At 66.7% G+C, this 10,996-nt stretch carries 10 protein-coding genes; 6 read left to right on the forward strand and 4 right to left on the reverse strand.

Annotated elements, in window-relative coordinates:
• Positions 1-2: 2 nt before the first annotated feature.
• Positions 3-161, reverse strand: coding sequence for a hypothetical protein (locus ACWGQ2_RS08500; RefSeq protein WP_452016239.1), 159 nt, complete (start codon positions 159-161; stop codon positions 3-5).
• A 702-nt stretch (positions 162-863) separates the two neighbouring features.
• On the opposite strand from ACWGQ2_RS08500, the gene ACWGQ2_RS08505 reads away from it, so the two are divergent.
• Complete coding sequence (locus ACWGQ2_RS08505) at positions 864-1,241, forward strand: DUF5956 family protein (protein WP_452016685.1); 378 nt, start codon at positions 864-866, stop codon at positions 1,239-1,241.
• A gap of 54 nt (positions 1,242-1,295) precedes the next feature.
• Here the strand turns inward: ACWGQ2_RS08505 and ACWGQ2_RS08510 are convergent, their stop codons facing one another.
• Positions 1,296-1,937, reverse strand: coding sequence for an NADPH-dependent F420 reductase (locus tag ACWGQ2_RS08510; RefSeq protein ID WP_452016241.1), 642 nt, complete (start codon positions 1,935-1,937; stop codon positions 1,296-1,298).
• A gap of 490 nt (positions 1,938-2,427) precedes the next feature.
• On the opposite strand from ACWGQ2_RS08510, the gene ACWGQ2_RS08515 reads away from it, so the two are divergent.
• Positions 2,428-3,909 (forward strand): aldehyde dehydrogenase family protein, encoded by a 1,482-nt coding sequence (locus ACWGQ2_RS08515; RefSeq protein ID WP_452016243.1) that lies wholly within the window; start codon positions 2,428-2,430, stop codon positions 3,907-3,909.
• On the opposite strand, the gene ACWGQ2_RS08520 is transcribed toward ACWGQ2_RS08515, so the two are convergent.
• Positions 3,872-5,878: an FAD/NAD(P)-binding protein gene (locus tag ACWGQ2_RS08520; protein ID WP_452016245.1), complete on the reverse strand. Its 2,007-nt coding sequence runs from the start codon at positions 5,876-5,878 to the stop codon at positions 3,872-3,874. The two genes, ACWGQ2_RS08515 and ACWGQ2_RS08520, sit on opposite strands and share 38 nt — an antisense overlap.
• Positions 5,879-5,945: 67 nt before the next feature.
• The gene (locus ACWGQ2_RS08525) at positions 5,946-6,131 is read right to left on the reverse strand and encodes a hypothetical protein (RefSeq protein ID WP_452016247.1); all 186 of its coding nucleotides are present in this window, start codon (positions 6,129-6,131) and stop codon (positions 5,946-5,948) included.
• A gap of 335 nt (positions 6,132-6,466) precedes the next feature.
• Between ACWGQ2_RS08525 and ACWGQ2_RS08530 the strand changes: the two genes are divergently transcribed.
• Genes ACWGQ2_RS08530 through kdpC form a run of 4 tightly spaced genes read left to right on the forward strand, consistent with a single transcriptional unit; the run spans position 6,467 to position 10,995 of the window.
• Entirely contained in the window at positions 6,467-6,556 is a 90-nt protein-coding gene (locus ACWGQ2_RS08530) for a potassium-transporting ATPase subunit F (protein WP_452016249.1), read from the forward strand.
• Positions 6,556-8,217, forward strand: a complete 1,662-nt coding sequence (kdpA, locus tag ACWGQ2_RS08535; RefSeq protein WP_452016251.1) for a potassium-transporting ATPase subunit KdpA — start codon at positions 6,556-6,558, stop codon at positions 8,215-8,217. The genes ACWGQ2_RS08530 and kdpA overlap by 1 nt, the downstream gene beginning before the upstream one ends.
• 1 nt (position 8,218) lies before the next feature.
• On the forward strand, positions 8,219-10,384 hold the full coding sequence (gene kdpB / locus ACWGQ2_RS08540; RefSeq protein ID WP_452016253.1) for a potassium-transporting ATPase subunit KdpB: 2,166 nt from the start codon (positions 8,219-8,221) through the stop codon (positions 10,382-10,384).
• A 17-nt stretch (positions 10,385-10,401) separates the two neighbouring features.
• Complete coding sequence (gene kdpC / locus ACWGQ2_RS08545; RefSeq protein ID WP_452016255.1) at positions 10,402-10,995, forward strand: potassium-transporting ATPase subunit KdpC; 594 nt, start codon at positions 10,402-10,404, stop codon at positions 10,993-10,995.
• Position 10,996 lies beyond the last annotated feature (1 nt).

The following is a 10,996-nucleotide window of genomic DNA, read 5'->3' on the forward strand; positions in this document are numbered from 1 at the left end:
CGCTAGTCGCACACCCACGACCTGCGGCCCATACCGAACCTGCACATAAACTCCGGGTCATTAATGTCGCCGCCGTCGAGCATGAAAAATATCGCCAGCACCATAAGGGCCAGGCAGACGGCCATGATGGCCCAGAACCGTTTCCAGCTCATGGCCTGCATGATTCGTCTGGAACGAGCACCATCAGCAGGACTGTTGCTGCGACGAAGCACAAGAAGGCAACTGTGATCTTCTTTGCGAATGTCATCGCGTTCCTGCCCTGCCCCGATCCACGCGGGCATAGCGAAGTGGCGTCGGCTGCACCAAGTTCCCCTTGACACGAGACTGTTCCGGAACCCCTGTCCCGATCGTTCGAATCTAGCCCGGGCCCGCCTGCCCGTCTGCCGTTTCAGGTACCTGTCTTCCGGGGCTGACCTACCCGCTTATCCGGTCGCTTCGGCCCGGTGTGCCGAAACCTTTGGTGAGTTAACGTCGTTATGCTCCACTCTGCCAAAACCTTCGGTGAGCTGAAGTCGTTATGACCGGCTCAAAAAGACGTTTACTGCCCGAAGGTTTCAGTGAAAACGTCCACAGCAGCAGTATCTCCCCGAGAGTTGAGCCACGTCTTCGATCAAAATCGAAGACTCCCAGCCATCGTTACGGGTGAGACGCCTGTGGTCCCAGCAGGATCAGGCGCAACAGCCAGCGGGAAGGAGTGCATCTCTCTCGGTGCAATCCTGCTTGGGCCGCTGACAGCTCACTTGGGCGGCTATCCGTGGCTATGGTTGACCCACAGGGCCGCACCGGACGGGGCAGTTCCGAGACCGGGAGACATGATGGAGCTGTAGGATGAAGTACCGATTGCGGAGGATATCTCCGGCTACATCCAGCTGCCCTACAGCTCCCGGCATTTCCTGATCGCCTACGCAGCTGGACCCGACCTGCTGCGCCGCCGCCCCGGTTCACTGCAGGAGGCTGTTGGAACGTCGGAGGTTCTGGACGAGGACTTCGAGCAGGACATCATCGAACTAAATGATGGCGCTCTTGCCCAGGCCGGGATTCCGCCGGTTCCGCCAGGGTACGTCTGGTTCCTTCGTCTGCCTGCGGGGGTGCACGACGCCGACGGGCTGTGGACACGCCTGGATGAACTTGCCGGTCCTGTCATTGCGCCGCTTGGCGGAGCGACTCGGGAGAGCGAAGCTGCCATCCTGGCGGCCTACCGCGGGATCATGCGGAGCCTGTACGCCGAGGACCGGGCCTGAGAACGGGAGCTGAGGGCCCGCTGGCGTCTGCCAGCCAAGGACGTGGAAGAGTCGCTAGGGCAGGATCTTGAGCGCCGTATCCCAGTCAAAGCGTTCGTGTTCCGGGTTCACCTGCAGCGCCATCATCAGCAGCATCATGGATTCGAGCTGACGGGCCCAGTGCAGCGGACCCGTGTCGATGGGCCGCATGCCGGAGCGGGCAATGATTTCGGTGACCTGCAGTTTGGCGCTTTCGGAATCCCCTGCCACAAAAACGTCCAGCGGCAGATCGGCCACCGATCCCTCAACCAGGGTCTTGGCGAAGGTGGTGTTGAAGGCCTTCACGACGTCGGCCCGGCCTTCCAGCAGCGCCGCGATTTCCTCCGCAGCCGACGTACCGGCGGGGGTGGTGAGTCGGTCCATGGTGGAGAAATCGACCGGGTTGCTGATATCCACCACCACCTTGCCGGCCAGGGAGTCACCGTTCTCTCGGATAATCTCCGCCACGGATCCATGCGGAACCGCAAGGATCACCACCTCTGCCGTGAACGGGCTGCCCGCCGGAGCCGAGGAGGCCCCTGCGCCGAGGGATTCCACGAGTTCCGCCGTCTGGTCAGCGTTGCGGCCGATGATCCGGACGTCCGTGCGTCCGTGCAGCAGCCGTGTCGCCAGGCCCCGGGCCATGTTCCCGCTTCCGACAATGTCTACGTGCGCCATTGTTCACTCCTTGATCACGCGATACGGATAGGACGTCATAGGCACGGGTGATGCACTGCACTCGATGCTAGGACTGTCGCCGGAGGGACGGAACAGGCTGGCTGCAGACTGCGCTGGATGAGCTCCGGTCGAGGGGACGAGCCCGCTTCTTCAGTCATTCCTGCCTCCTGCGCCATCCTGTGTGTCGATAACGCTGGTCACCTGCACTGGATTTCATCCTGTGTGTCGATAACGTCGCTATGCCGCACCCAAAGGGACGTTATCGCCGCACAGGATGTGGCGGCGGCGGTGGAAGCAGCGTTATTGCGACACAGGATGGTTCCGCCGACCACACGTCCCCGAGGACGCCTGCGCCGCGCAGCCGACCCTGGCCCCAGCACCAGCCCCAGCAACCCAACCAAGATTTCCAGCCAAACACGGAACAACTCAGCACCCTTACTGGTTGTACCCACCATCGTCAGAAACGTGACCCACACAAAGGAGATCGCCCATGACCACCGCCAACCCCGCAGCATCCGGATGGATCCCGGCCAAGCAGTTCATCGCAGGACAGTGGCGCGAAGGCCGCTCGTCCAAGACCATGCCGGACACGAATCCGTTCACGGGCGAAGAACTCCTGAGCCTGCCGCTGGCCTCCATCGAAGACCTCAACGACGCGTATGAAAGTGCCCGGGACGCCCAGCCAGGCTGGGCAGCGACTCCCCCCGGAGAACGACGCCGCATCCTGGAACGCGCCGCGGAAATCCTGGATGAACGGCGCGAGGAAATCACCGCGTGGCTCGCCGCCGAATCAGGCAGCACCACCGTCAAGGCAGCGATCGAGATCGACTCCGCCATCGGCATCACCCGCGAAGCGGCGTCCTACCCGCACCGGGTCCACGGACAGATCCTGGATTCGGACATCCCCGGCAAGGAAGACCGCGTCTACCGCGACCCGCTCGGCGTCGTCGGCGTGATCAGCCCATGGAACTTCCCCCTCCACCTCTCCCAGCGCTCCGTGGCACCCGCGCTGGCGCTGGGCAACGCCGTCGTCCTCAAGCCAGCCAGCGACACCCCGGTGACCGGCGGCCTGCTGATCGCGAAGATCTTCGAAGAGGCCGGGCTCCCGGCCGGCGTGCTGAGCGTGGTTGCCGGCGCCGGCTCGGAGATCGGCGACGCGTTCGTGGAGCACCCGGTGCCGTCGCTGATTTCGTTTACGGGCTCGACGGCGGTGGGCAAGAACGTCGGCGCCCTCGCCGCGAGCGGTGAGCACCTGAAGCACACCGCACTGGAGCTCGGCGGCAACGGACCGTTCGTGGTCCTGGCCGATGCGGACGTGGACCAGGCAGTCCGCGCTGCGGTGATGGGCAAGTTCCTGCACCAGGGCCAGATCTGCATGGCGATCAACCGGATCATCGTCGAGGACGCCGTCCATGACGAGTTCGTGCAGAAGTTCACCGAGCATGTCCGGTCCCTGCCGGCCGGCGATCCCACGGACGGGAAGACCGTGATCGGGCCGATCATCAACGCCAAGCAGCTCGAGGGCCTGGAAGAGAAGATCAGCACTGCCCGCAGCGAAGGCGCGACCGCCGTACTGGAAGGCAGCACCGACGGCCAGGTGCTCAGCCCGTGGATCTTCACCGGGGTTAAGCCGGAGATGGAACTGGCCCGGGAGGAAATCTTCGGGCCGATCGCAGGTATCCAGCGGGCCCGCGACGCAGAGCACGCTCTGGAGCTGGCCAACGCCACGCCGCAGGGCCTGTCCGGAGCGGTCTTCACTGCATCAGCCGAGGGCGGGCTGCAATTCGCCCGGCGGATGCAGGTGGGCATGGCGCATGTGAATGACATGCCGGTGCACGATGAGCCTCACGTGGCGTTTGGCGGCGTGAAGAACTCCGGGCTGGGCCGGTTCAACGGCAGCTGGGCCATTGATGAGTTCACCAAGGACCAGACGCTTACGCTCCAGCACGAACCGCGGCAGTACCCGTTCTAGCCGTCCCACTGTCCTGCTCCCGGGGGATGCTTGTCCCCCGGGAGAGGATGGCGGCAGCGATATCATCGGCGTCGCGCAGGGTCCGCGACCCGGCCGAAGCCGGCGCGCCGGCCTCCGCGGCGATTGCCGTTCCCCATTGCACTGAAGACAGCTGCAGGCCCAGGACGTAGAGGTTTTCCTGCGGCTGCCCCTTGACATCCAGCGGCCGGTACGGCGGCAGGGAAACGTCCAGTCCGGGGGTGAGCACCGGGGTGCCGTTGGGCGCCATCATGACCTTGGCGCGGGCCTCGCCGCGGTGCAGCAGGTCCGCCAGCAGCGGCGAAAGGGTTGCGTTGACCCGGTTCGGCGGCATCATGGCCTCCACCAAAGTGGTCGCGGCGTACTCGCCGGCAACCCACGGCGAGGACGCCGTGAAGACGGCGCGCGCCTCATCGACGTCGAACCGCGGGTCCGGTCCTACAAAGTGGACCAGCCCGGCACGGACCAGGGCTGCGAGCTGTTCGATCCGCTCGGGCGGCGGGCCGGAGGCCAGGCCCTCCACCAGGGGTTCAAACCAGCCGCGCAGTTCGGTGAGCCAGGATTCCTCGGCCAGTCCGCCGTCGGCCACTACCGCCTTCAGCACGGAACGTCCGGCGTTCAGCGCACCGATCGCCATCTTCAGCGGATCGTCCTCGCCCTTTGCTGAGCCGGCGGCGTCGTCCTCCAGATAGCGCAGGATTTCCGCGTCCAGGTCCTCGGGTCCAGCAAAGGGACGCCGTCCCAGCGGCTGGGCCAGGGCTTCGAGGCTGGTCCGGTAAGCAGCCGGAACGCAGCGCGCCAGCACAGCTTCCTTCGCGGCGTCCCAGTCCGGACCCTCCACGCTGAGCGCGGCATCCAGATCCGCCAGGAAGTCCACGGCCGGAACGTTAAGGCATTCCGGGTTGGTGCGGGCCAGCGTCGAGTAATACGCCCACACCGAGTCGCGGTGCAGCAGCGGCCAGAGGTCGTGGTCGAAACCGGGCTGGATCCCCTCCGCCGCGAACCTGCCCGCCGTTTCCTCGGTGAACCAGCGCAGTTTCACACTGCGCGGCACGTAGCTGTCCAGCTTCGCTTTGGCGCGGTACGGAGTTCCGCGCCGCGAGGCGGCAACCAGCACCGGCTCGCGGCCGGACGGTTCGTAGCGCAGGGAGCGCCCCGCGGGTTTCCCGGTGGGCACAAACGCACCGCCGCGGCCCAGGGTCACGTGCGCCATGATGTCGAAAAAGTTCAGTCCCAGGCCGCGCACCAGCACCGGTTCCCCGGCCGGCAGTACGGAGAAATCCGCGTCCGACGGAACCGCCGGGGGAAGGTAGCGCAGGCCCAGCCGGGAGGCGGCGTCGTTGAGGCGGTTTTGCTCGGGCGTGAGCGCGGCCGGCAGATGACCCATGGCCAGGACGACGGCGTCCGCCTCCAGTGGTTCCTCGCCGGAAAGTTCGATGCTGAAGCCTGCCCCGGTGCGGTGCAGGGCGAGCGCTTCGGCCCGGTAATGGACGACGGCGGCACCGGCTTCCCGGGCTGCTTCCACAAGGTGGGCGTAGGTCCACTCCAGATACCGGCCGTACAGGGCGCGGCTGGGGAAATCGGCAGCACCGAGCCGGGCGATTTCGTCCCGGTCCCCGGCGTTCAGTGAGGGGGCCGGATCCTGTGCCATGCGCCGGATCCACTGCCCCAGGGAGAGGCCGGCCGGGGAGGGCAGCAGTTCCTCCGCAGTTTCCCCGGCGGGCACCACGGTGGGGAAGAGGCACGGTGTGTTCATCAGGAACTGGCGGGACTGTGCCGTGCGCCAGACGTGGCCTGGTCCGGGGTTGAACGGATCCACCATGCAGACTTCCAGCCCCGGGCGGTCTTCGGCGGGCAGGTCCAGGTAGCGGCTGAGCAGCCGGTCAAGGACGGACACGCCGCGCGGACCGGCGCCAATCACGGCAACGCGGAGATCCTGGGCTTTGTCCATGCTTCTAGGGTATCCGCCAACCCGCCATGACCTGCGCGGTCCTGTTCCTGCGCCGAGCCAGGCAGGCCTAGGTGAACGAGAGATAGAAGAACACCGCCGCCACAAAGACCCCCAGGATCCAGAACCAGCGGTTCACCCGCTTCCGGCGCACAACGTCCTCCACCGGAATCCGGGACCCGCGGAAAATGAGCACGATCAGGATCACTGAGGCGATGATGCCGGCCAGCGAAAGCACCGGAGCGAGGATCGACACGGCAGGGTTCCTCTCGCGGGGGGGCTGCGTGCCCAAAACACTACGCGCCGGGCCGGGGACGGCGGAACGGTGCAGGCTTCGGAGGCACCTGGAAGAGCCCAACTGCAGGGTTTCCGTTATGGTCCGCCCGTCCCGCGTTAGGAATCCGTGAGGATTCCCGAATCGTCCCCGCGGCAGGTTTTTACTCGACACGGCACCTGAGGGTGCCCTCCTGCCGGACCGGCGGGAGAAGAAACGAGTTTCCTGGGGGATCCCTTGCTGGATGTAGTAATTCTCGCGGGCACGGCGGCGTTCTTCGCCGGGCTTGCCCTCCTGGCCCGGGCGGTGGAGAAGCTGTGACCTTCTTCGATTACGCTGCCCTGATCGTGGCGGCCGCTTCGGCGGTCTATGTCCTGGCTGCCCTGCTGCGGCCGGAGAGATTCTGATGGCGGGCTGGCTGGCGCTGGGCCAGTTCCTCGCCCTTGCACTCGTGCTGGCCCTGGTGCACCGCCCCCTCGGCGACTACATGGCTCGTACCTACACGTCTGAAAAGGACCTGGCCGTGGAACGCGGGGCTTACCGGCTGCTCTGTGTTGCTCCCCGCTCGGGACAGGCCTGGCAGAGTTACTTTCGGGCTGTCCTGGCGTTTTCCGCCCTGGGCGTGCTGCTCCTGTATCTGCTGCAGCGCCTGCAGCCCCTGCTGCCGGCAGCGCTAGGGCTGCCGGCAGTCCCCGAAGCCCTGTCCTTCAATACGGCCGTGTCCTTCGTGACCAACACCAACTGGCAGTCCTATTCCCCCGAGGCCACGCTTGGCTACGCGGTGCAGGCCGCGGGACTGGCGGTGCAGAACTTCCTGTCCGCCGCCGTCGGGCTCTGCGTTGCCGTTGCCCTGGTGCGCGGATTCGCCGCCCGCGGCGCGGCGGCCATCGGGAACTTCTGGGTGGACCTCACCCGTTCCCTGACCCGTATCCTGCTGCCCGGCGCCGCGCTGGCGGCGCTGGTGCTGCTGCTGGGCGGAGTGATCCAGAACTTCAGCGGCTTCACCGAAGTTTCCACGCTGGCCGGCGGAACCCAGTCCATCCCCGGCGGGCCGGTGGCCACGCAGGAAGCCATCAAGCTGCTCGGCACCAACGGCGGCGGGTTCTTCAATGCGAACTCCGCACACCCGTTCGAAAACCCGACGGCGTTCACCAACCTGTTCTCGGTGCTGCTGATGCTCATTCTTCCGTTTTCGCTGCCGCGGACCTTCGGGACCATGATCGGCGACCGCCGGCAGGGCTACGCCATCCTGGCTGCCATGACCGGAATCTTCGTACTCTCCCTGGCTGCCATGACGGCGCTGGAGTTCGCTGCGGCGGACGGACCGGCCGGCTCGATGGAGGGCAAGGAAACCCGCTTCGGCATTGCCGGGTCCACCCTGTTCGGCAGCACCAGCACCCTCACGTCCACAGGAGCCGTGAATTCGATGCATGACAGCTTCTCGCCGTTGGGCGGAATGATGGCCATGCTGAATATGATGCTGGGCGAAGTCGCTCCGGGCGGCGTGGGGTCCGGTCTGTACGGCATGCTGGTCCTGGCCGTCGTCGCAGCCTTCATTTCCGGGCTGCTGGTGGGCCGTACCCCGGAATATCTGGGCAAGAAGATCGGGCCGCGGGAGATCAAGCTCGCCAGCCTGTACGTGCTCACCATGCCCGCCCTGGTGCTGGCCGGAACCTCGCTGAGCTTCGCGCTGCCCGGCATCAGCGCCGAAATCCAGGACACCTCCATGCTGAACTCCGGACCGCACGGATTCAGTGAAGTGCTGTACGCGTTCACCTCGGCGGCCAACAACAACGGGTCGGCGTTCGCCGGGCTGACCGCGAACACGCCCTGGCTCAACACGGCCCTTGGTGTGGCCATGCTGGCCGGCCGCTTCCTGCCGATTCTCTTTGTCCTGGCCCTGGCCGGGACCCTCGCGGCGCAGGGCAAGGTGCCGGTCACGGCAGGAACCCTGCCCACGCACCGGCCGCAGTCCGTGGCCGTCCTGGGCGGCGTCACCGTGCTCGTCACAGCTCTTACGTTCTTTCCCGTACTCGCGCTGGGTCCCCTGGCAGAAGGACTGATCTGACATGTCCACCCTCACCAAACACCGTCCCGAACCGGGCAGCGTCCCGGCACCGTCCGGGCCCCGGCCGGCCGCCGCAGCCGGCTTCAGCTTGCAGCAGGCGGCCAAGGCCTTCCCTGTTGCTGTAGCCAAACTCGATCCGCGCCGGATGTGGCACACGCCGGTCATGTTCGTGGTCGAGGCCGGCGCCGTGCTCATCACCGCCGTCGCCGTCGCCGAGTCCTTCAGCGGCGGTTCCCAGTCCTCCGGCGGCAGCCCTGTGCCGACCGGGTTTACCTGGCTGATCGCCGGATGGCTCTGGCTGACTGTGCTCTTCGCCAACCTGGCTGAAGCGGTAGCGGAAGGCCGAGGCAAGGCGCAGGCTGCCACCCTGCGCGCCACCCGCACCACCACCGCCGCCCGGCGGGTCCGCGGCTACGACCCGGCGTCGGATCCGGCCGCCCTGCAGGCGCCCGTCCAGTCCGTGGCCTCCGCGGACCTGGTGCTGGACGACGTCGTGGTGGTCACCGCCGGGGAGGTTATCCCCGGTGACGGGGAGATCGTTGACGGCATCGCCTCAGTGGACGAATCTGCGATCACCGGCGAATCCGCTCCGGTGGTGCGTGAGTCCGGCGGCGACCGGTCGGCCGTTACGGGCGGCACCCGCGTCCTCTCAGACCGGATCGTGGTGCGCATTACCAGCCGTCCGGGTGAGACGTTCGTGGACCGGATGATCGGCCTGGTGGAAGGCGCTTCCCGCCGCAAGACCCCGAACGAGGTGGCACTGGACATCCTGCTGTCCACCCTGACCCTGGTCTTCCTGCTGGTGGTGCTCACCCTGAACCCGATGGCGGGGTACGCCGGTGCCACCATCAGCGTCCCCGTGCTCACCGCCCTGCTGGTTTGCCTGATCCCGACGACAATCGGCGCCCTGCTCTCCGCGATCGGCATCGCCGGAATGGACCGGTTGGTGCAGCACAATGTGCTGGCCATGTCCGGCCGTGCCGTGGAGGCAGCCGGGGACGTCACCACCCTGCTGCTGGATAAGACCGGCACCATCACCTACGGCAACCGCCAGGCTGCGGAGTTCTTCCCCGTGGCTGGCGCGGAGCAGGAGGAACTGGTCCGGGCCGCGGCCCTGGCGTCGTTGCTGGACCACACGCCGGAGGGCCGGTCGATTGTTGACCTGGCCGCTTCCCGGGGCATAGTTCCGGCTCCGGCCCCGGATGCCGCAGACGTTCCCTTTACCGCCCAGACCCGGATGAGCGGCCTGGATTACCCGGACGGTTCAAGCATCCGCAAGGGCGCCGGATCCGCTGTCCTGGACTGGGCATCGGAAAACGGGGGCATCGACGTTTCAGTGCTCGCGGACCTGACCTACCGGGTGGACACCATCTCCGCTTCCGGCGGCACCCCGCTGGTGGTGGCGGTCCGGGACGCAGGCGGCACCACCCGGATCCTCGGCGTCGTCCATCTCAAGGACGTGGTCAAGGAGGGCTTGAAGGAGCGGTTCGCCGAGCTGCGCCGGATGGGAATCCGCACCGTCATGGTCACCGGGGACAATCCCCGCACCGCCAAAGCCATCGCCGCGGAAGCCGGCGTTGATGACTACCTCGCCGAGGCCACCCCGGAAGACAAGATCGCACTGATCCGCCGGGAGCAGGAGGGCGGCCGGCTGGTCGCCATGACCGGGGACGGCACGAACGATGCCCCGGCGCTGGCGCAGGCGGACGTCGGCGTCGCCATGAACACCGGCACCTCCGCGGCCAAGGAGGCCGGGAACATGGTGGACCTGGACTCCGATCCGACCAAACTGATCGACATTGTCCGGATCGGCAAACAGCTGCTGATCACCCGCGGTGCAGTGACCACGTTCTCCATCGCAAACGACGTCGCCAAGTACTTCGCGATCATCCCGGCCATGTTCATGGGCCTCTTCCCCGGCCTGGCAGTCCTGAACGTCATGGGCCTGCACTCCCCCGCCTCGGCCATCCTTTCAGCGGTCATTTTCAACGCCGTCGTCATCCTGGCGCTGATCCCGCTGGCCCTGCGCGGCGTGAAGTACCGTGCCGCCGGGGCATCCGGAATCCTCAGCCGGAACCTGCTCGTGTTCGGAGCCGGCGGTGTGGCCGCGCCGTTCATCGGCATCAAGCTCATCGATCTGGCTGTTTCCCCGCTCCCCGGTTTCTAGACCCTCAAGGACCTCTTATGACTGCGTTTCGCTCCACCGCCCGGCAGCTCGCTGTTGCTGCCCGGGCGCTGGCCCTCTTTACCCTGGTGCTCGGCATCGCGTATCCGCTGCTGGCCACCACGGCGGCACAGGCACTGCCCCGCCAGGCCGGCGGCTCCCCCGCCGCTGCCGACGGCACCGTCATCGGATCCACGCTGATCGGACAGTCCTTCACGGACAGTTCCGGTGCCGCTCTGCCGGAGTTCTTCCAGTCCCGTCCGGGGACGTACGACGGCGCTGCCTCCGGAGGCAGCAACCTCGGCCCTGCGAGCACGGAGCTGGCGGACATCGTGGCCGAACGCCGCCGGCGTGTTGCCGCGCTCGAGTCAGTACCTGCTGACCAGGTTCCGGCCGACGCCGTGACCGCCTCCGCCTCGGGGCTGGATCCGCACATCAGCCCGAACTACGCCTACCTGCAGGTCCCGCGCGTGGCACGGGCCCGGGAGCTGCCCGAGGACGCGGTCCGTGCCCTGGTGGATGCCGCCGTCTTAGGCCGGACCGCCGGGTTCCTGGGCGAACCGACCGTAAACGTGTTGGAACTGAACATGGCGCTGGCGGAGCTGGACACTTAAC

The sequence above is a fragment of the Arthrobacter sp. NPDC055585 genome (genome assembly GCF_053619115.1).

Coding starts and splice junctions, on each gene's coding strand:
- ACWGQ2_RS08500 (WP_452016239.1), bottom strand. CDS start 161: ATGCAGGCCATGAGCTGGAAACGGTTCTGGGCCATCATGGCCGTCTGC.
- ACWGQ2_RS08510 (WP_452016241.1), bottom strand. CDS start 1,937: ATGGCGCACGTAGACATTGTCGGAAGCGGGAACATGGCCCGGGGCCTG.
- ACWGQ2_RS08515 (WP_452016243.1), top strand. CDS start 2,428: ATGACCACCGCCAACCCCGCAGCATCCGGATGGATCCCGGCCAAGCAG.
- ACWGQ2_RS08520 (WP_452016245.1), bottom strand. CDS start 5,878: ATGGACAAAGCCCAGGATCTCCGCGTTGCCGTGATTGGCGCCGGTCCG.
- kdpA (WP_452016251.1), top strand. CDS start 6,556: ATGGCGGGCTGGCTGGCGCTGGGCCAGTTCCTCGCCCTTGCACTCGTG.
- kdpB (WP_452016253.1), top strand. CDS start 8,219: ATGTCCACCCTCACCAAACACCGTCCCGAACCGGGCAGCGTCCCGGCA.
- kdpC (WP_452016255.1), top strand. CDS start 10,402: ATGACTGCGTTTCGCTCCACCGCCCGGCAGCTCGCTGTTGCTGCCCGG.